Source organism: Oceanimonas doudoroffii (assembly GCF_002242685.1).
Lineage (GTDB): Bacteria > Pseudomonadota > Gammaproteobacteria > Enterobacterales > Aeromonadaceae > Oceanimonas > Oceanimonas doudoroffii.
The window spans coordinates 1,075,830-1,096,858 of record NZ_NBIM01000001.1 but is presented as its reverse complement, the minus strand read 5'-3'; the positions used below and the strand labels follow the sequence as shown (position 1 = coordinate 1,096,858).

The 21,029-nt window shown below is 64.6% G+C and carries 15 protein-coding genes; 12 read left to right on the top strand and 3 right to left on the bottom strand.

Annotated elements, in window-relative coordinates; translation table 11 throughout:
• Nucleotides 1-22 precede the first annotated feature (22 nt).
• The 6 genes from B6S08_RS05050 (at nt 23) to B6S08_RS05025 (ending at nt 3,497) form a co-directional block, all read left to right on the top strand.
• A complete protein-coding gene (locus B6S08_RS05050; RefSeq protein WP_094199653.1) occupies nt 23-415 on the top strand; it encodes a DoxX family protein in 393 nt (130 codons plus the stop codon).
• Nucleotides 416-487: 72 nt separating this feature from the next.
• Entirely contained in the window at nt 488-994 is a 507-nt protein-coding gene (locus tag B6S08_RS05045) for a DUF3087 domain-containing protein (protein ID WP_094199652.1), read from the top strand.
• Nucleotides 994-1,200, top strand: coding sequence for a DUF3565 domain-containing protein (locus tag B6S08_RS05040; protein WP_094199651.1), 207 nt, complete (start codon nt 994-996; stop codon nt 1,198-1,200). The genes B6S08_RS05045 and B6S08_RS05040 overlap by 1 nt, the downstream gene beginning before the upstream one ends.
• A 57-nt stretch (nt 1,201-1,257) precedes the next feature.
• On the top strand, nt 1,258-1,608 hold the full coding sequence (locus B6S08_RS05035; RefSeq protein ID WP_094199650.1) for a GlpM family protein: 351 nt from the start codon (nt 1,258-1,260) through the stop codon (nt 1,606-1,608).
• 73 nt (nt 1,609-1,681) lie between these two features.
• On the top strand, nt 1,682-2,665 hold the full coding sequence (locus B6S08_RS05030; protein ID WP_094199649.1) for a hypothetical protein: 984 nt from the start codon (nt 1,682-1,684) through the stop codon (nt 2,663-2,665).
• 10 nt (nt 2,666-2,675) lie between these two features.
• Entirely contained in the window at nt 2,676-3,497 is an 822-nt protein-coding gene (locus tag B6S08_RS05025; RefSeq protein WP_094199648.1) for a mechanosensitive ion channel family protein, read from the top strand.
• Nucleotides 3,498-3,536: 39 nt separating this feature from the next.
• Here the strand turns inward: B6S08_RS05025 and B6S08_RS05020 are convergent, their stop codons facing one another.
• Entirely contained in the window at nt 3,537-5,324 is a 1,788-nt protein-coding gene (locus B6S08_RS05020) for a BCCT family transporter (RefSeq protein WP_094199647.1), read from the bottom strand.
• 221 nt (nt 5,325-5,545) lie between these two features.
• On the opposite strand from B6S08_RS05020, the gene recC reads away from it, so the two are divergent.
• The 6 genes from recC to B6S08_RS04990 all read left to right on the top strand — a co-directional run bounded on the left by recC (nt 5,546) and on the right by B6S08_RS04990 (nt 16,574).
• Entirely contained in the window at nt 5,546-8,962 is a 3,417-nt protein-coding gene (recC, locus tag B6S08_RS05015; protein WP_094199646.1) for an exodeoxyribonuclease V subunit gamma, read from the top strand.
• The gene (gene recB / locus B6S08_RS05010) at nt 8,959-12,564 is read left to right on the top strand and encodes an exodeoxyribonuclease V subunit beta (protein ID WP_094199645.1); all 3,606 of its coding nucleotides are present in this window, start codon (nt 8,959-8,961) and stop codon (nt 12,562-12,564) included. Before recC ends, recB begins: the two co-directional genes overlap by 4 nt.
• Complete coding sequence (gene recD / locus B6S08_RS05005; protein ID WP_094199644.1) at nt 12,561-14,558, top strand: exodeoxyribonuclease V subunit alpha; 1,998 nt, start codon at nt 12,561-12,563, stop codon at nt 14,556-14,558. Before recB ends, recD begins: the two co-directional genes overlap by 4 nt.
• A 108-nt stretch (nt 14,559-14,666) precedes the next feature.
• Entirely contained in the window at nt 14,667-15,191 is a 525-nt protein-coding gene (locus tag B6S08_RS05000; protein WP_094199643.1) for a DUF3455 domain-containing protein, read from the top strand.
• Between the two features lie 115 nt (nt 15,192-15,306).
• Complete coding sequence (locus B6S08_RS04995) at nt 15,307-15,873, top strand: sigma-70 family RNA polymerase sigma factor (protein WP_094199642.1); 567 nt, start codon at nt 15,307-15,309, stop codon at nt 15,871-15,873.
• The gene (locus B6S08_RS04990; protein ID WP_094199641.1) at nt 15,870-16,574 is read left to right on the top strand and encodes an anti-sigma factor; all 705 of its coding nucleotides are present in this window, start codon (nt 15,870-15,872) and stop codon (nt 16,572-16,574) included. Before B6S08_RS04995 ends, B6S08_RS04990 begins: the two co-directional genes overlap by 4 nt.
• Nucleotides 16,575-16,631: 57 nt before the next feature.
• On the opposite strand, the gene B6S08_RS04985 is transcribed toward B6S08_RS04990, so the two are convergent.
• Nucleotides 16,632-18,470, bottom strand: a complete 1,839-nt coding sequence (locus B6S08_RS04985) for an ABC transporter ATP-binding protein (RefSeq protein WP_094199640.1) — start codon at nt 18,468-18,470, stop codon at nt 16,632-16,634.
• Between the two features lie 32 nt (nt 18,471-18,502).
• A complete protein-coding gene (locus B6S08_RS04980) occupies nt 18,503-21,025 on the bottom strand; it encodes an EAL domain-containing protein (protein WP_245849814.1) in 2,523 nt (840 codons plus the stop codon).
• Between the last annotated feature and the right edge of the window lie 4 nt (nt 21,026-21,029).

Sequence of the window (21,029 nt, the reverse complement as noted above, 5' to 3'; positions counted from 1 at the left end):
AAACCACCACAAGGAGAAACCCATGGATTCATTTCTGACGGCCTGGCGGCCTCGAGTGCTGAGTCTGGTACGCATGGTCTCGGCGTTTTTATTTATGCAGCACGGCGCCCAGAAAATACTGGGCTTTCCGGCACCGGCCCGGGCTCCCTTTGAACTGTTTTCGCTTTCCGGGGCGGCCGGGGTACTGGAGCTGTTTGGCGGCGCCCTGCTGTTGGTGGGGCTGTTTACCCGTCCGGTGGCCTTTGTGCTCTCTGGGCTGATGGCGTTTGCCTATTTTATGGTCCACCATCCCCAGGGGTTCTGGCCGCTCAACAACGGCGGCGAGCTGGCCATCATGTTCTGCTTTGTGTTTTTCTACCTGGTGTTTGCCGGTGGCGGCAGCTGGAGCCTGGACCGGGCAAAGGGCCGGCGCTAGCCCCAAGAGGATGGGAAGAATGGACGGCCGCGATTATAATGCGGCCGTTTTTATATTCTCTTTCAGGTGATTATGACGCTTCAAGACATCGACAAAAGCCGCTATCGCCGGCATCTCAACCGCGTGTTTATCGGCTCGGCCCTGGCGCTGGCTGCCTTCAGCCTGGGCATTTCCCAGCTGCTGATCGCGCTGTTTCCCGATCCCGATGGCAGCCATTTTCACTGGAACCTGCTGGGAGTGGTGGCCGGCGCCCTGCTGGTGGGGGCCGGACTCAGCCGGCTGCGCCGTCACCCCTTTATGACCGAAGTGGTTTATGTGTGGGAGCTGAAACAGCGACTCAACAAAATCAGCCGCAAGCGCCGCCAGGTGGAGGCCGCCGCCCAACAAGGGGACGAAACCGCCATGCAGGTGCTGCAGTTCAGCTATGCCGGCTCGCGCCAGCTGTGGTTGCTGGACGACAATACCCTGGTGATGGATGAGCTGGCGGCCAGGCAGACCGAGCTCAACAACCTGGCACAGGCCCATGGCGTGACGCTGGACGCGGAACGTTATGACGAGTCTATGCTTGAGCGCTTTTAATGCAACAACCCATCACCGGTTATCATCAGGATGACGAAGGCCACTGGGTGGCGGAGCTCGCCTGCGGTCATAACCAGCATGTGCGTCACCAGCCGCCTTTCATCAACCGGCCCTGGGTGGTGTCGGCGGCGGGGCGCACGGCCAAACTGGGCATCCTGCTTGACTGCAAAAAGTGTGATCGGGGCGCGGCTCCCGACCGACCCTGATCGGGCAGAATAACGGACTTCACCTTGCGGCCATGAGGCCAATCATCAGGAGGGGTTGTGCTGTCATTGTTTCTCAAGTCACTGCTGGGGGCCCTGGCGGTGTTGCTTATCGCCTTGCTGTCGAAAAGCAAAAGCTTTTTTATTGCCGGCCTGGTGCCCCTGTTTCCCACCTTCGCCTTGATTGCCCACTATCTGGTGGGCACCGAACGCACCCTGGCCGACCTGCGCGTGACGGCCCTGTTCGGGCTTTATTCGCTGCTGCCCTATGCCGCCTATCTGCTGGCGGTGTACTGGCTGAGTTACCGGTTTGAACTCGTTGCCACCCTGAGCCTGGCCACCCTGATATGGGGAGGCTGCGCCGCCCTGCTGTTGCTGACCTGGTTGCGGTTTGCCCCTGTGACGGCCTGAACCGCTGTTTTTACCGGCCTAACCCGCCACTCTGGCTTACCCTTGGCTATAGGGGAAAGACCGGGAGGGGCGCATGGCGAGTGAGGACAATGGCTGGCAACTGATCACCCTGAGCGAGTTTGCATGCCCGGCGCCGCCGGCGAGCAGCCGGCTGCGCCAGGGACTGCGCCGGCTGGGGCGCGTTCTGGGATGGCGGCAAGAGGCCGACGGCGGCGAACATACCGAAGTGCCCGACTTTGAAGGCTTTGACCGCGATCCGGCGCTAGAGGCGTTATCGGCATTTTGCCAGGACTGGCCCCAGGCCCGGCCCGAGGTGCGTTTTTTACTTGATCCGCCGTTCAGCGGCAGCGCCGCCATCGCCCGTGACTGGGCCGAACGGCGCGGCTGGCCGGTGCTGCAGCCCCCCGACGAAGCCGAACTGCTGGCGCAGCGGGTGGACGACTGGTGGGCGCGCCAGGGCGTGCACGGTCCCTGGCTGCTGGACGATCTGGCCCGTTATTTTCTGCGTACCCCGAATGGCATGGTGTTCTTACGCGCCTTGCTGGTGCGGCTGCTGCAGGGTGAGTTTGGCTCGGGCCTAGTGGTGTGCAACAGCTGGCTGTGCCGGTTTGTGGCTCAGGGTTTTGAGCTGGTGCTGCCTCATTGCTATTGCTTTGCGCCGGCCACCCCGGCGCTGCTGCAGGCGCTGGGCATTCGTGCCAAGGCGCGGCGGCTGGAGGCACTGGCCGCCGAGGCCAGGGGCAATCCCGGTGTGGCCCTGGCACTCTGGGCCACGGATCATCAGCAGCAAATCCCGCGGCCCGAATTGCCCGCCGAGGCCGGTGATGTGGCGGCCTTTGTGTTTTATGCCCTGTTGTTGCACAACGGCCTGACTCCGCTGCAACTGCTGCGGGTATTGCCCATGCTGGCGCCGGAACAGCTGGCGGCCTGGCTGCAGCGACTGGAGTATTGCGGCCAGCTGGTGTTGCGCGGTAAACGCTGGCAGCTCAGCCCGGTGGCCTATCCCCAGGTGCGGGACTTTCTGGCTGGCCGGGATCACTGCCTGGACGACTTCTGAGGAGCATGTCATGGATGCAGAGCAGCTGACCAACCTGTTTCGCCGCATTACTCCGGCCCTGGTCATCGAGCTGGTGGTGGTGCTGCTGGCGGCCATGGTGCTGGCCTGGATGGTGCAAACCCTGCTGCCCTGGCTGGCGTCGCGGTTGCATGGCCGGCGCCGGCACTGGGTGCTGGCGCTGATCCCGACCCTGCGCATTGTGGTGGTGGCGGTGGCCGTGGGCTGGGTAGTCAGCCTGATCATCGAGCCGTCGCTGCGCAACATGGTGGCCATTCTGGGCGCCGTGGGCCTGGCCCTGGGGTTTGCCCTCAAGGACTATGTCAGCAGCCTGTTTGCCGGGGTGGTGGCGGCCTATGAAAGGCCCTACCGGCCCGGAGATTGGATCGAAGTGGACGGTTGCTACGGCGAGGTGCGCCATATCGGCCTGCGGGCGCTGGAAATGGTGACTCCCGACGACACCGTGGTGGTGGTGCCTCACCTCAAGCTGTGGACCGAACTGATCCGCAACGCCAACAACGGCGAGGCCAGCCTGATGTGCGTGGCCAGTTTTTACCTGGCCCCGGCGCACGATGCCCACCGAGTGCGCCGGGTGCTGCACGACGTGGCCCTGTCCAGCCCTTTTGTGCAGCTGAACCGGCCCGTGGTGGTGGTGATGGAAGACGCGCCCTGGGGCAGCCGTTACCGGGTCAAGGCCTATCCGCTTGACCCGCGTCAGCAGTTTCAGTTTGTGACCGATCTCACCGCCCGGGGCAAGGCCGCATTGCAGGCCATTCCGGTGGAGTTCGCGCGCGTGGAGGCCATGGTCGGGGGCGGAGAGAGCAACGCGGGGTAAAACAGCCGAAAGCGGCGAGCTTTCGGCTTTGGCTCTGGGTCACACCTTCAGCGGCGTGACCTTGTCTCCGTCATCCTCTTCCTGCTGCTGACGAATTTCCTCGTATTCCGCCTGCTGGGCCAGCACGGATCCTTCCGGCGCTTCCGAGGTTTCGCCCTGCTCCCAGGGGGCGTTTTCCGGCAGCTCCTCGATATGAATGGTCTTCAGGGAATAGTCCGGCTGATAGTGCAGATCGTACTTGGCGGCCTTGATAATCGATACCATCATCATCGCCATGATGATAATCAGCGGCGCGCCGGCAAAGATGGAGGCGGTCTGCAGGGTCGACAGCCCACCCAAAAACATCAGTACCGCCGGCATAAAGCACAGGGTAAAGGCCCAGAACAGCCGGTTCCAGCGGTGGGGTTCGTCGTCCACTTCCCGCTGCACCACCGACGCCAGAATATAGGAGATGGAGTCAAAGGTGGTGGCGGTAAAAATGATGGCCAGCAGGGTAAACACGGCGATCATCAGCCAGCTCATGGGCAGGGTGTGCAGCACCGCAAAGATGGCCGCCGTGGGGCTTTGCTGATTGAGAATGGTGACAATGTCGAGGCCGCCGGACAGCTGCAGATACAGGCCATAGTTGCCCAGCACCACAAAAAACACCGCACAACCCAGGGAACCAAAAAAAATCGAGCCCACCACCATCTGCCGAATGGTGCGTCCCTTTGAGATTTTGGCGATAAACAGCCCTACCGTGGGGGCAAACACCAGCCACCAGGCCCAGTAAAAAATGGTCCAGTCCTTGGGAAAGCGGGTTTCGTTAAAGCCGTGCTCGGCAAAGGGGCCAAAGGATTCGGTCCAGGTCATCATGGTGACCATCTGGGTCAGGGAGCGGCCAATGCTTTCCAGCCCGGTATTGAGAATAAAGCCCGTGGGGCCGGCGAACAGCACCACCGCCAGAAAGGCCAGCGCCAGGTAAAAATTGATGTTGGAGAAAAACTGAATGCCGCTTTTCAGGCCGCGCCAGGCGCTGTAGGCAAACAACATGGTGGTGCCCAACAGCACCAGAATACGGGTCCAGGCGTTGACCGGCAGACCAAACAATTCATGCAGGCCCTCGGTCACCATGGGCGAGGCCAGCCCAAGAGTGGTGGCTCCGCCGCCGATCATGCCGAAGATGAAGAACACATCCACCAGCTTGCCCCAGTTGCTGCGGGCAAAGCTTTCGCCAAACAGCGGCGCCAGGCTCTGGCTGACCTTGAGTCGGGGTGAGTTGCGCACGTGGGCGAAATAGGCAATGGGAATGGCCGGGATCAGGTAGATGGACCAGGCCACCGGTCCCCAGTGGAAAATGCCGTAGGTGGCGGACCAGCGAATGGCCTCGGGGCTGCCGGCCGGCAGGCCAAAGGGCGGGCCCTGATAGTAGTAGGCCCACTCGATAATGCCCCAGTAGAGAATGCTGGCGCCGATGCCGCCGCAGAACATCATGGCCGCCCAGGAGCCGTTTTTGAATTCCATTTCATCTTCGGGCTTGCCCAGCTTGATGTTGCCGATGTCCGAAAACGAAATGTAAATCACGAACAGCACCGCGGTAACACCCAGTGCCAGATAAAATACGCCAAAGGTGTCGGTTATCCAGGTCTTGGCCTGGGCCACCCAGTCGGCGCCCTGCTCGGGAAACAGTACCAATGGCAGGGTGACGGCGGCGAGAATGAATAGGACCGAAAAGAAAGTGAAACGATCAATACGGGTGTCGGGTGCGTGGTCCTGCTTGAGTGGATACTGGTGAAGATCGGTATCAAAGCTTCCAAGATGAATGCTGTGCCCCGGATTTTCTTTCATTTTATGACTCCCTGTTATTGTTATTTTTCGGCTCTGGCGCTTCATGCACCAAGCGTGCCGATGGCTCGGCAAACAATAAAACTTAGAATTGTAATTATTTCGAGGTGATTGGCAATACCGATGGAGGCGGGCCAGGTGCTTGCCGGCAGACATGCGGTGCTTAATGTCGCGCCCATTCGGCACTATCATAGGCCTCGACGCGCGGTAAACAAGGACTCGGCATGCAAAATAACGATGGGCTTTCCCCCGGCCTCATGGTGGTGCACGGCAATCACCTGGAAGCCCTGCGGGAGCTGGCAGTGGCCTGGATGCGGCGCAATCCGCTGGCGCCGCTGGAAAACGAAGTGATACTGGTACAGAGCAACGGCATAGCCCAGTGGCTCAAACTGGCCCTGGCCGAGCACCGCAGCGGTGGTATTGCCGCCGCCATGCAGGTGGAGCTGCCGGCCCGGTTTTTGTGGCAAAGCTATCGGGCGGTGCTGGGCAGCCATACCATTCCCCGGCTGTCGCCGCTGGACAAGGCGCCGCTGACCTGGCGGCTGATGCGGCTGCTGCCGGCACTGGTGCGTGATCCTGTATTTGCCCCCCTTGAGCGCTTTTTGCAGGACGACAATGACGGCCGCAAGCGCTACCAGCTGGCCGAGCGGCTGGCGGACTTGTTCGATCAGTACCAGGTGTACCGGGCCGACTGGCTGGCGGCCTGGGCGGACGGCCGTGATGTGATGATCCACGGTCGCCGGGGCGAACAGCCGCTGGAAGAGGCGGTACGCTGGCAGCCGGCGTTATGGCGCGTGTTGCTGGGTGACGTGGGGGAGCAGGAGCTGGCCGGCAGCCGGGCCGGGGTGCACCCGCGCTTTGTGGAATACTTGCGTACCTGCGAACGCCGCCCCCCCGGACTGCCTCGGCGTGTGGTGGTGTTCGGCATTTCCTCGTTGCCGGCACAGACCCTGGAAGCGCTGTCGGCCATGGCTCGGTTCAGTCAGGTGCTGCTGTGCGTGCACAATCCCTGCCAGCACCACTGGGGCGACATAGTGCCGGATCAGGATCTGCTGCGCCACCAGTACCGCCGGCACGCCCGCAAGGCCGGCCAGGCCCCGGGGCTGAGTGCGGTGGAGCTGCATCAACATGCCCATCCGTTGCTGGCGGCCTGGGGCAAGCAGGGCCGGGACTACATCAACCTGCTCGACAGTCTGGACGACCCCGACAGTTACCGTGCCCGTTTTGACGCCCTCGGCAGCCGCATCGATCTGTTTGATGACGGCAACACCGAGCATTTACTGGGTCAGCTGCAGGATGACATTCTCAACCTGCGGCCGCCGGCGGAAAGCCGCGAATACTGGCCGCCGCTGGCGCCGGAGCAGCTCAGCGTGGAATTTCATGTCGGCCACAGCCCCCAGCGTGAAGTGGAAATTCTGCACGATCGGCTGCTGGCCCGTTTTTCCGAAGACGATAGCCTGCGACCCCGTGACATCATTGTTATGGTGCCCGACATCAACGTTTATGCTCCCCATATTCAGGCGGTATTTGGCCAGTATGAACGGGACGACGATCGCTTTATTCCCTTTACCCTGGCGGATCAGGGCAGCCGGGGCAATGAGCCGCTGTTGATCGCCCTGGAGCACTTGCTGCGCCTGCCCGACAGCCGGTTGCCGGTGAGCGAGGTGCTGGATCTGCTCGACGTGGCCGCCCTGCGCCGGCGTTTTGGTATTCACGAGGCGGATCTGCCGGTGCTGCGGCGCTGGATTGAAGGGGCCGGGGTGCGCTGGGGCCTGGACGCCCGCCGCCGGGCCGGCCTGGGCCTGCCGGGCAGCCTGGAGCAGAACACCTGGCGCTTTGGCCTGCGCCGCATGCTGCTGGGCTATGCCGTGGGCACCGGTGACGCCTGGGCCGGCATTGAGCCCTACGATGAAATCGGCGGCCTGGACGCCGTTATCATCGGCCCCCTGGTGAGCCTGCTGGACGCCATTGATGCCCTGCACGATACCCTGAGTGAGGCGGTGTCCGCCGCCGAGTGGTCGGTGCGGCTGCTGGCGTTGCTCGGTGCCTTCTTTGAGCCCGACAGTGAGCGCGAGCAGGCATTGATGGGCGGCCTCACCGATGCCCTGGAGCAGTGGCAGGAACTCTGTGCCGGAGTGGAGCTGACCGAGCCACTGCCGCTCACCGTGGTGCGCGAAGCCTGGCTGGCCGCGGTGGATCAGGGCCGGCTGAGCCAGCGTTTTCTGGCCGGGGCGGTGAATTTCTGCACCCTGATGCCGATGCGCGCCATTCCCTTTCGCCGGGTCTGCCTGCTGGGCATGAACGACGGCGACTATCCTCGCAGCGTTACCCCCCTCGACTTTGATCTGATGGCCGGCGACTACCGCCCCGGGGATCGCTCCCGCCGGGAAGACGACCGCTACCTGATGCTGGAAGCCCTGCTCTCGGCCCGGGACGGGCTCTATATCAGCTGGGTGGGCCGTAGCATTCGCGACAATACCGAGCGGCCGCCGTCGGTGCTGGTGGGCCAGCTCAGGGATCATCTGAGTGGTTGGCAGCTGGCGCAGGGCGGTGAGCTGCTTGATGCCATTACCACCGAGCACCCGTTGCAGCCCTTTAGTCGGCGTTACTTCACCCCCGGCAGCGGCCTGATCAGCTATGCCCGGGAGTGGGTGCAGGCCGAGGGCAACCCTACCTCTACCGAGTCGTCTCTGCCGGCCTGGTGTCCGGACGGCCCCGTGCCGTTGGAGCAGCTGCAGCAGTTTCTGCGCCAGCCCGTGGCTGCCTTTTTTGCCCGCCGGCTCAAGGTCATGCTGGATGAAAGCACCGCCACCGGGCTCGACGACGAGCCCTTTGCCCTCAACGGCCTTGAGCGTTATGTGATCAAGCGTGAGCTGCTGGAGGCCGCCGCGAATGCCGAGGAGCCCGATGCCGCCCTGGCCAGGGCCGCCGCCCGGCTGCAGGGGCAGGGCCGGTTGCCGCTGGCGGGCTTTGGCGAGCGGATTCGGACCGAGGTGCAGGCGGCCCTGCCGGATCAGCTGGCCCGTTTCAGGGCGCTTTGTCATGCCTGGCCCGGAATATTGACTTCGCCGCTGCCGCTGTCGATTGAGCATTCGGGTCTGCAACTGGAAGGCTGGCTGGGCGGACTGCGCCAGGGCGGCGACCGGTTGGCCCTGATTGAGCTGCAGCCGGGGAATCTGCAAAACGATAAAAGCCTGCGCTGGCACCGGCTGCTGCGCGCCTTTGTGGCCCAGACGGTGGCCTGCGCCTGCGGCATTAAACTCAGCCTGTATGTGGTGGGGGAAGACACCACCCTGCATGGCGCACCGCTGCCGCAAGAGGACGCCCAACGCATCGTGCAGGGTTGGCTGAATGCTTTGCAGGCGGGCATGACGGCGCCGCTGCCGGTGGCGATGAAAACCGCCATGAGCCGACTCGAGCAAAAGGACGACACCAGGGCCGAGCCGGCCGCCCGCAAAGCCTATGAGGGCGACGGTTACCACAGCCAAGGTGAGCGCGCGGAGAGCGGCGCCCTGGCCCGGCAGTTCCCCGACTTTGACGTTCTGAATGCCGATGGCTGTTTTGCCGCCTGGAGCGAACAACTTTACCGGCCGCTGCTGGAGCATGGCCCGCAACCCTTGCCACAGGAGGCATTATCATGAGTGCAACGCGTCCGCTGGCGCTGAGCTTTCCCCTGCACGGCAGCCGGCTGATCGAGGCCAGCGCCGGCACCGGCAAAACCTTTACCATTTCGGCACTCTACCTGCGGTTGGTGCTGGGCCACGGCGGAGAACAGGGTTTTGCCCGGGAGCTGCTGCCGCCGGAAATTCTGGTGGTGACCTTTACCGAGGCCGCCACCCAGGAGTTGCGTGATCGCATTCGTGCCCGGCTGGTGGAGGCGGCGGCGGTATTTCGCGGCGAGGCGCAGGGCGATGACCTGCTGATGGCCCTGCGCGACGATATTGCCCCCGAGCAGTGGACCGGTTGTGCCCATCGCCTCGACATTGCCGCCCAGTGGATGGACGAGGCGGCGGTGTCCACCATTCACGGCTGGTGCCAGCGCATGCTGCGGGAGCACGCCTTTGACAGCGGCAGCCTGTTTACCCAGACCCTGCAAACCGATCATAGCGAACTGCTGGCGGAAGTGGTGCGTGATTACTGGCGCCGCCAGTGCTACCCGCTGGGCGGCGCCGCCCTCGACTGGGTGATGACCCACTGGCAGACCCCGAGTGGCCTGCTGAAGGCGCTGCGGCCGCTGCTGGGCGAGCCGGGCGAGGCCGAGGGTGAGCTGGGGGAGCTGCTGGCGCACAGCCTGAGCCAGCGCGAGGCCGACCTCGCGGCCCTCAAGGCCCCCTGGGGCGCCTGGGCCGACGAACTGGAATTGCTGCTCGACAAGGCGGTGGCCGACAAGGTGGTTAACGGTCGCAAGCTGCAGGCCCGTTACTATCAGCCCTGGTTCGGCAAGCTGCGGGCCTGGGCCGGCTCCACCGAGGCGGAGCTGGATCTCGGTACCGGCTTTGTGCGGCTCACCCCCGACGGCCTGGCAGAGGCCTGGAAAACCGGCACGCCGCCCGTTCATTCGGGCCTGGATGCCATGGTGACCCTGCCGGCGCAGCTGGCGGCCCTCACCGGCCCCGCCGAGCCGGCGCTGCGCCATGCCGCCGCCTGGGTGCGCCGGCGCTTTGAGCTGGAAAAACGCCGCCGGGCCGAAATGGGCTTTGACGACATGCTGACCCGCCTGGATGATGCCCTGGCCGGAGAGAACGGCCCGCGCCTGGCCGAAGTGATCAGGCAACAGTTTCCGGTGGCGTTGATCGATGAATTTCAGGACACCGACCCCCTGCAATACCGTATTTTCGACACAATTTACCGCGTGGCGGACAACAGCGCCGACAGCGGCCTGTTTATGATTGGCGATCCCAAGCAGGCCATTTACGCCTTTCGCGGTGCCGACATTTATACCTACCTGTCGGCCCGGGCCGCCACCGAGGGCCGGCACTACAGTCTGGACACCAACTTTCGCTCCGCCACGGCCATGGTGGCGGCGGTCAATCACCTGTTTGAACGGGCCGAGCAGCATGCCGAGGGCGCCTTTCTGTTTCGCGACGGCGAGCACAATCCGCTGCCCTTTGTGCCGGTAAAGGCCAAGGGCCGACAAGAAGGCTGGCAGTGCGAGGGTGCGCCGCAGCCGGCGCTGACCCTGTGGCAGCTGGAACAGGACGACGATACGCCCTTTGCCGGCGGTGCCTATGTGGAGCAGATGGCCGAGCGCTGCGCCAGCCACATGACCCGGTTGCTGAACCTGGGCGGTGCGGGCCGGGCCGGCTTTGCCGACGGCGACACCCTGACCCCGGTGCGGCCCAGCGACATGGCGGTGCTGGTGCGCAGTTTTCGCGAGGCCCAGGCCATTCGCACCGCGCTGGCGGCCCGGGGCGTGCGCAGCGTGTACCTGTCCGACAAGGACTCGGTGTTTGCCAGCCCCGAGGCGGCGGATTTGCGCCACTGGTTGCGCGCCTGCGCCGAGCCGGAGCAGGACGGCACACTCAGGGCGGCGCTGGCCACCACCACCCTGGGCTTGAGTCTCGGCGAGCTGGAGCGGCTCAACCAGGATGAGCGTCACTGGGAGCGTCGCGTGTTGCAGTTTCGGGACTATCGCCGCATCTGGCAGCGCCAGGGAGTATTGCCCATGGTGCACCGGCTGTTGCACGACTTCGCCCTGCCGGCCCGGCTGTTGCGGGGCACGGAAGGCGAGCGTAGCCTCACCAATATATTGCATCTGGCCGAGCTGATGCAGCAGGCCGCCGCCAGCCTTGATGGCGAGCAGGCGCTGATCCGCCACCTTACCGAGTGCATGGACGGGGAACGCCAGGCCGCCGACGAGCAGGTGCTGCGGCTGGAAAGCGACGCCGCCCTGGTGCGGGTGGTGACCATTCACAAATCCAAGGGGCTGGAGTACCCCCTGGTGTTTCTGCCTTTTATCTGCTCGTTCCGGGAAAGCGGGGCCCGGGGCACGGCGGTGCAGCTGCACGACGGCGAGCGCAAGCGGTTGGTGCTGAGCCCCACCGATGAGCAGCAGGCCCAGGCCGAGCGCGAACGGCTGGGCGAGGATTTGCGCCTGCTCTATGTAGCCTTGACTCGGGCCCGGCACGCCTGTTGGCTGGGGCTGGCGGACATTCGTGTGGGCAACGGCAAGGCATCCCGCCTGCATGACTCGGCCATGGGGCGGCTGCTGGGCGGTGGCGCCGTGCTGGACGGCAATCTTCAGGGCTGGCTGACACCACTGGTGAGCGACCATACCAGCCTGAGCCCGGCGCCGGAACCGGACGTGGAAACCTGGGTGGATACCTCGGCGGGCGTCGCCCCGCCGGTCTGGGCCACGCCGGCCCGCCCGGCCGCCGAGCACTGGTGGATTGCCTCATACAGCGCCCTGCTGAGTCGGGAAGACGCCGGCCAGCGCTTTGACGATGCCGCCCCCGAGCGGCCCGAGGCCGGCAAGGCCGGCGACGACGAACTGGAGCGGCCCTTTGTGCCGCTGCGGCCCGGTGAAACCCCCAGCCTGCACCGTTTTCCTCGCGGGCCGGCGGCGGGTACCTTTCTGCACGGTTTGCTGGAGCTGGCCCTGACCGAAGGGCTGGCGGCACAACCCGAGGAGCTGGCCGGCCAACTGGCCCGGCGTTGCCAGCTGCGCAACCTGGAAGAGTGGGCACCGGCGCTGACCGACTGGCTGCGGGGCCTGCTGGCTACGCCGCTGTTTGAGGGCGGCCCGGCACTGCAGGCGCTGCAACAGTTTCAGCCGGAGCTGGAGTTCTGGCTCGAAGTGAGTCAGGTGCGGGTGCCCAGGTTGGACGAGCTGGTACGCACCCATGTGTTGCCGGAGCAGGAGCGACCGGTGCTGGCCCCGGGGCGGCTCAACGGCATGCTCAAGGGCTTTATCGATTTGGTGTTTGAACATGAAGGCCGTTATTACGTGGTGGATTACAAGTCAAACTGGCTGGGCCCGGAAGACGAGGATTACACCCAGGCGGCCATGATCGATCAGATGATTCGCCACCGTTACGATCTGCAGTACGTGCTCTATGTGCTGGCGCTGCACCGCCAGCTGCGGCTGCGGCTGCCCGATTACGACTACGACACCCACATGGGCGGTGCCCTGTATCTTTTTGTACGCCGCCCCGGTGCCTTGTTTTCCCACAAGCCCCCCAGGGTTTTGATAGAGCGCCTTGACGCGCTGTTTTGCGGCCAGGCCGAGGAGGTTCAGCCATGATCACCCCCCATACCACCATCACCGAGTTGCTGGCGCTGCTTGACCGTTGGGTGGCGCTGGGCTGGCTGCGGCCACTGGACCGGGCCCTGGCGGGCTTTTTTGCCGAGCAGGATGACCAGGCCGAGTCGGTGGTACTGCTGGCCTCGGCCCTGGCCAGCCACCAGCTGGGCCATGGTCATGTGTGTCTGGATCTGGCCGCCACCCTGGCTGCGCCCGACTTTGCCCTGTCATTGCCGCCGGAAGGAGAGGAGGGCCTGGCCGATGCCTGGCTGCCCTCCGTGCAGCTGGCGGGCCTGACCCTGGCGCACTGGACTCGAGCCCTGGCGGCAAGCGCCCTGGTGGCCGCCGGGGGCGAGACGGACCGGCCTTTGGTGCTGCATGGCGAGCGCCTCTACTTGCGCCGTTACTGGAATTATGAGCAGGGGGTGGCGCGGGCGCTGGCGGCGCGCATCGGTGACGACAGAGCCGTGCCAGACGGCCTGTCCGGCTGGCTGGCGCGGCTCTTTCCCGAGCCGCTGCTGCTTAACGGTGAGCGCCAGACCGACTGGCAGAAGCTTGCCTGCGCGCTGGCGGCGAGCAGCGGCTTTACCTTGATCACCGGCGGCCCCGGCACCGGCAAGACCACGACGGTGGTGCGGCTGCTGGCGTTGCTGCAGGGCACCGCCGAGCAGCCGCTGCGCATTCGGCTGGCGGCCCCCACCGGCAAGGCGGCGGCCCGGCTCACCGAGTCGATCGGCGCCCAGGTGGCGTCGCTGCCGGTGAACGACGAAGTGCGTGCCCGTATACCGGTGGAGGTAAGCACCCTGCACCGGCTGCTGGGCAGCCTGCCCGATAGCCGGCATTTTCGCCATCATGCCGGCAATCCGTTGCCCCTGGACGTGCTGGTGGTGGATGAGGCCTCGATGATCGATCTGGAAATGATGCACAGCCTGCTGGCGGCGCTGCCGGCTCATGCCCGGTTGTTGCTGCTCGGAGACAAGGATCAGCTGGCTTCGGTGGAGGCGGGAGCCCTGCTGGGGGATTTGTGCCGCCATGCCGAACGGGGACTGTATCAACCGGAGCGCCTGGCCTGGCTTGAAGCGGTCAGTGGCGAACAGGTGGCGCATTCGGCACTGGTGGCCGGCGAGCCCGGGCGAAATGCCCTGGCCCAGCGCATTCTGATGCTGCGTTATTCCCGCCGCTTTGCCGGGGGCTCCGGCATTGGCCGGTTGGCGGAGGCGGTGAATCGCCAACAGCCCGAAGAAGCGCGGCGGCACCTCGCCGGCGGCGACGAGGTGGCCACGGTGCGACTCAAGGGGGAGCAGGACGGTGCGCTCAACCGGCTGCTGAGTGACGGCCGGGGCCAGGCCCTGGGCTATGGCCACTACCTGAGCACACTGCGTGATGAGCGGCCCGCCGTTGGCACGGCCTATGGTGATGGTGCCTGGCATGACTGGGCCAAAGGCGTGCTCGCCGCCTTTGATCAGTTTCGGTTGCTGTGTGCGGTGCGTCGCGGGCCCTGGGGGGTGGAAGGACTAAATGAGCGTATCGCCGGCCTGCTGCACCGACGCGGCCTGCTGGAAGGCAAGGAAGGCTGGTATGAAGGCCGGCCGGTGCTGGTCACCCGTAACGATTACGGCCTGGGGCTGATGAACGGTGACATCGGCATTGCCCTGCGCCTGCCGGAAGAAGACGGCCGACCGGTGTTGCGGGTGGCCTTTCCCCGCAACGACGGCAGCGGCGAGTTGCGCTTTGTGCTGCCCAGCCGGCTGAGTGAAGTGGAAACGGTGTTTGCCATGACGGTACACAAGTCCCAGGGCTCGGAATTTGCCCACACCGCCATGATATTGCCCGAGGCCCTGAACCCGGTGCTGACCAAGGAGCTGCTCTACACCGGCATTACCCGGGCCCGGCACTGGTTTACCCTGCTCGAGCCCAGACGCGGCGTGTTTGAGCAGGCCATTGCGCGCCGAGTGGAGCGGCGAAGCGGCCTGCTGGAGAGCCTGCAGGGCTAGGGGAGAAAAACTTTTTTGTGGTTGGGTGCATCCAGATGCGTAACTGGCGGGTATTACCTGAGTGGCCAAGATGCCGCACGCGAGATTTCCGTCACAAGGAGACATGAGATGCATAATTTCAACCGCAAAATCACTCCGGTACTGGCTTCGGCCCTGTTGCTTGCGCCCGTCGCCTGGGCCGCGGTGCCGGACAGCGTACAGGTTCCGGCGGGTAACAAGGTGGCGCTGGAAACCGTGGGGGTCGGCGAAATCACCTATGAATGCCGCGCCAAGGCCGATGCCGCCGATGAGCTGACCTGGGTATTCATGGGGCCGGATGCGATGCTGAAGGACAGCGGCGGCAACGAGGTGGGTCGCTATTTTGGTCCGCCCGCCACCTGGCAGGCGGCCGACGGCTCCAGTGTGACCGGCACCCAGCTGGCGGTGGCGCCGGGCGACGATGGCAACATACCCTTCCAGCTGGTTCGGGCGAACCCCGCCGAAGGCGAGGGGGCCATGACAGGGGTGACCTACATTCAGCGGCTGAATACGCAAGGCGGGGTGGCGCCGGCCATGGCCTGTGGCCAGGACAACCAGGGCGAGCGGCAAATCGTGCAATATCAGGCCGATTACCTGTTCTGGAAGGCCGGCTGAGGCACGTCATCGACGGGCTCAGGGTAAACAGCAAAACTCAGGGCCGCCCGTTCAAACTGGTCTACGCTTGAAACTGAGTTAGGCTTCGTTTGACTACTTTTGGGCGGCCCTGCAGATGAGCACAGAGACGACAGATACCGATTACCGGGCCCTGCTGGCGGCCTGTGCCAGGGGCGAGCGCAGTGCCCTTCATCGGCTTTATGAACGGGAAGGATCCCGGCTGTTGGGGGTGGTCATGCGCATAGTGCGCGATCATGCCCTGGCGGAAGACATAGTGCACGATGCCTTGATCAACATCTGGCTGCGGGCCGGCAGCTTTGATGCGGCCCGGGGCTCGGCCCGGGGCTGGATCTACAGCGTGGCCCGACATCTGGCCCTGAACACGGTACGCAACCGGGGCAGAGAGCTGGGCCTGGACCCGGAGCAGGCCGAGCGCATGGAGGCGCACCATTCGTTCGAGCACTGGCTACAGCGCCGGGACGAGACCTCCTGGGAAGAGTGCGGCGCTCGAGTCGAGCTCTGCCTGGAACAGCTCGAGCCGGAGCGGCGCAACTGCATACTGCATGCCTATATGGACGGCTGCACCCATCATGAAATTGCCGGCCGCATGGGCGCGCCGCTGGGCACCATTAAGGCCTGGATTCGGCGCGGTCTGGCGGCCCTGCGGGAGTGCATGGCATGAAGGACGGGCATCAACCGGATCCGGCACTGTATACCCTTGCCGGCGAATATGTGCTGGGGACCTTGTCCGCCGAGGAGCGACGGCGGGTGGAGCAACGGCTGCAAGCCGATGCGGCGCTGCGGGACGCGGTGGCGCAGTGGGAGGAGCGGCTGCACCCGCTGACCGCTCTGGCCGAGCCGAGGGCGCCCTCGTCCCGGCTTTGGCCCCGGGTGGAGCGTACTCTGGATGCCCTGGCGCCGGTGCGACCGGACCACCGGCGCCCGCCCTGGTGGCGCCGCCTCTTGCCCTGGCAGGGGCTGAGTATGGCCAGTCTCGCCGCCTGTGTGGTGCTGGCGGCGCTGTTGTGGCTGCGGCCTTCGCCCGCGCCGCGCTATGTGGTGGTGCTAGTGGCGCCGGAGCAGCAGACCCCGGGCTGGCTGGTGCAGGCCAGCGACTCGCGGGAGGTGCAGCTGACTCCGTTGGCGGCGGTGTCGGTGCCGGCGGATCGGGTGCTGCAATTCTGGACCAAGGGGGAAGACTGGCCACGGCCGGTATCTTTGGGGCTGGTGGAGCCGGGGCAGCCGCTGCGGGTGCCGCTGGCGGAGTTGCCGCCGCTGGCGCCCAATCAATTGTTTGAGCTGACCCTGGAGCAGGCCGGCGGCTCGCCCACCGGCCTGCCCACCGGGCCCATCCAGTTTATCGGCCGGGCGGTCGCCCTGTGAACGCGGGCCGGGGCGGATGCACGATGGCATCCGCCCCGGCCGGGAGCCCACGGGGAGTCAGGGTTGCAGGACTTCGGCCAGAAAACCGCCGGTCTGGTGGTTCCACAACTGGGCGTAGATGCCGTTTTGGGCCAGCAATTCCTGGTGCGAACCCTGCTCGACGATACGGCCTCGGTCAAGCACCACCAGGCGGTCCATGGCGGCGATGGTGGAGAGGCGATGGGCGATGGCGATCACCGTTTTGCCTTCCATCAACTGGTACAGGCTTTCCTGAATGGCGGCCTCGACTTCGGAGTCCAGCGCCGAAGTGGCTTCGTCCAGCACCAGTATGGGGGCGTCCTTGAGCAGTACCCGGGCAATGCCGATGCGCTGGCGCTGGCCCCCCGAAAGCTTGATGCCGCGCTCGCCCACCTGGGCGTCGTAACCCCGGTTGCCGCCCTTGTCCTCCAGGCTTTGAATAAAGTCGTGGGCGTGGGCCTGGCGACTGGCGGCAACCAGGTCTTCCTCGGAAGCCGCCGGCTTGCCGTAGAGAATGTTTTCCCGAATGGAGCGGTGCAGCAGGGAGGTATCCTGGGTCACCATGCCAATCTGGCCACGCAGGGAGTGCTGGGTCACGGCGGTAATATCCTGGCCGTCTATGGTGATGCGGCCACCTTCGAGCTCATGCAGGCGCAGCAGCAGGTTCACCAGGGTGGACTTGCCCGCCCCGGAGCGACCCACCAGGCCCACCTTTTCACCGGGCCGAATATTCAGGTTGAAGTGCTCGATCACCGGCTCATCCCGGCCATATTGAAAGGTGATGTCCTCAAAGCGAATGGCACCCCGGTTTACGGTCAGCTCTTCGGCGCCGGCCTTGTCCTCGATGGCCACGGATTTGGACAGGGTGTTTATGCCATCGATCACCGTGCCGATGTTTTCGAACAGGGCGCCAATTTCCCACATGATCCATTTCGACATGCCTTGCAGGCGCAGGGCGATGCTGATGGCCACGGCGATCACCCCGACGGTGACGGAGGCGTTCATCCACAATCCGATCGACAGGGCGGTAATGGTGAACAGCAGCAGGTAGTTGATGGCGTCCACGCTCAGCACAAAGCCGGTGGCCAGGCGCATCTGACCGTAAACGGTATCGAGAAAGGCACGCATGCCTCGTCGGGCATAGCGGGTTTCGGCGTCGGCATGGGCGAACAGTTTGACCGTGGTGATATTGGCGTAACTGTCGACGATGCGGCCGGTCATCATGGAGCGGGCATCGGCCTGGGCGGTGGCGACCCGCTTCATGCGTGGCACGAAGTAGCACTGAATGCCGATATAGGTCAGCAGCCAGAGCAGAATGGGCAGCATCAGGATCAGATCCGACTGGCCCATCATCACCAGCATGGCGATAAAGTAGACGGATACATATACCAGCACGTCCAGCAGTTTCATCACGGTTTCCCGCACTGCCAGTGCCGTTTGCATCACCTTGGTGGCAATACGACCGGCGAATTCGTCCTGATAAAAGCTCATGCTCTGGTTCAGCAGGTAGCGGTGCGCCTGCCAGCGAATGGACATGGGGTAATTCCCCAGCAGCGACTGGTGCATCAGCATGGAGTGGCCAAAGGCCAGCAGCGGAATGATCACCAGCACCAACGCACCCATGAGGATCAGGGTACCCCGCTCTTCGGCCCAGAATGACTCCGGGCTATGGCTGGCCAGCAGATCCACCAGCTGGCCCATAAAGCCAAGCAGGGCGACTTCGATCACGGCCACGGTGGCACTGAGCAGCGCCATCACCACCAGGGGCCATTCAAAGCCTCGAGTGTAGTGGCGGCAGAAGGCATACAGGCCTTTGGGAGGACGAGTGGGTGCTTCGTCAGGAAAGGGCTGGGTCAGGCTTTCAAACAGTTTGAACATCGGGTCTTCCAGTTACGGACATACTCGCGTTTTTACCCTTGATGTCGCGTTTTGCCAAGCCATAACGCGGCAAAGTCGCTCGCCGGCAGCGGCCTGCCGGTCAGGTAGCCCTGCACCAGATCCACCGGATAGCGCTCCAGCGCCTGCATCTGGGCCTCGGTTTCCACCCCTTCCGCCACCACGTGAAACGCCAGTTCCCGTGCCAGTCCGGTCACCGCCGCCAGAATGGCGGCACTGCTGCGGGACTCGCCCAGGCGCTGAATAAAGCTGCGGTCGATTTTCAGAACGTCCACCGGCAAATCCTGCAGGTAGCTGAGTGAGGAATAGCCGGTGCCAAAGTCGTCGATGGCAATGGCGCAACCCAGTTCGCGCAGGCTGTTGAGAAGGGGAATGGCCTGTTGCTGCTTGTCGAGCAGCACGCTCTCGGTCAGCTCAATGTTAATCAGGCCGGCGGGTAATTGATGCTCGGCGAGCAGCTGGCGCAGCTGCACCAGCAAATCATGCTGCCAGAACTGCTGGGCCGACAGGTTGACCGACACCGGCACCGGCACCAGGCCCTGGTCCAGCCAGTGCCGCTGTTGTCTAATGGCCTGACCGAGCAGGGTGCGGCCAAGGGCGACCATGAGTCCGGCCCGCTCCGCCAGGGGAATAAAGTCGGCGGGGGAGACCCGGCCAAAGTCGGGGTGCTGCCAGCGGGCCAGGGCCTCTACGCCGGCCAGGGTGCGGTCGTGCCGGTGCACCTGGGGCTGGTAGTGCAGGCTGAGCCCGTCGCCGCTTTCTACCGCGTCGCGCAGGGCGGTTTCCATGGCCAGGGCGCGATGCTGCTGGTGGTTCATGTCCTGGCTGTAGAGGCGATAGTCGTTGCGGCCTTCCTGCTTGGCCTGATACATGGCCGAGTCGGCGTGGTGCAGCAGCGTTTCCGGCGTGTCGGCATCGTCCGGATACAGGCTTACCCCCAGGCTGCAGCCAATGCGAAACGGCTGGTTGCGAATGTAAAAGGGCTCGGCCACGGCGTCGATCAGCCGCTGGGCGATGCGGCTGGCCTCGTCGGCCTGCTCGAGCTCGGGCAGCAGCACGATAAACTCGTCACCGCCGAGGCGCGCCAGGGTGTCGTCTTCCCGCAGCCGGGCACGAATGCGTCGGGACACCTCCAGCAGCAACTCGTCGCCGGCGGCGTGCCCCAGGGTGTCGTTGACCTGTTTGAAGTGATCCAGATCGATAAAGATGACCGCCAGGTGCCGGCGGCTGCGATGGGCGTGGCGCACCGCCAGCGCGAGCCGGTCTTCCAGCAGGCGTCGGTTGGGCAGACCGGTGAGGGCATCGTAATAGGCCAGCTGGCGAATGCGATCCTCGTTTTCCCGAATATGGGTGATGTCGGTAAACAGGGCGGCAAAGTTGGTGATGTTGCCGCCGTCATCCTGTATGGCGGTAATGGTGAGCAGTTCCAGGTAGAGCTGACCGCTCTTGCGCCGGTTCCAGATCTCGCCCCGCCAGTAACCCTGTTCGTTCAGGGTTTGCCACATGGCCCGGTAAAAGGCGGCGTCGTGACGCCCGGAAGAGAGCAGGGCCGGCGTGCGGCCCATGACCTCTTCGGCACTGTAGCCGGTGGTATGGGTAAAGGCGGGATTGACAAATTCGATGCGACCGCCGGCGTCGGTAATGATAATGCCTTCCAGCGAGGCCTCGATTACCCGTTCCGCCAGTTGCAGGTTGAGCCGGGAGCGCAGCAGCGCCTGATCCCGCTGCTCCAGTAGCTGACGCACTTCCTGAAGGTAGCCATGCTCCACGCCGTCGATGATCTGGCGAAAGCCCACCAGTCCTGCAATGCGCTCGCCGTCGAGCACCGCCAGGTGCCGCACCCTGTGATTGATCAGCAGGTCCCGGGCGTGCAGCAGGGTGTCGGTGGGGGCCACTGACAGCAGGGGCCGGCTGGCCAGTTCCCCGATGGGCGTGGCCCCCGGGTGCCGGGCAATGTAGCGTACCATGTCGCGCTCGGTGATGATGCCGAGTGGCGCCCCCGCGGTGTGCACCACGGCGGCATCCTTGTCTTGCTCCAGCATGGCGGCGGCGGCCCGGGACAGGCAGAGATCGCCGTTCAGCACCAGTGGCGTGGCGTCCATGGCCTCGCGTACGTCCCGCAGGCTGAGGTAGGGCTCCAGCCCCTGTTTCAGCGCCATGTCGGTTTGTGACACCATGCCCAGCGGCCGCTGTTCGTCGTCCACCACCAGCACATGGCGGCAGCGCCACTGCCTGAGCCAGCGGGCCGCTTCGGTCAGGGAAGTATGGCGGGGCAGGCTGTGCACCGGCCGGCTCATCACACGGCGAATGGGCTGGTTGAGGCTGTCGGGGCAGGAGAAGTCCAGCCGCAGGCTGTCGCGTTCGGTCCATATCCCCACGGCTCGCCCCTGCTCCAGTATCAGCACCGAGCTGCACCGGCGCGAAGCCATGCTTGCGGCGGCTTCCCGCAAGGGCGTGTCGGGGCTGCAGGTAAGCAGGCCGGTGTGCATCAGTCGTTCAAGGGAAAGATGGGCGGGAGTGGTGTCGGGATGTGTCACTGGG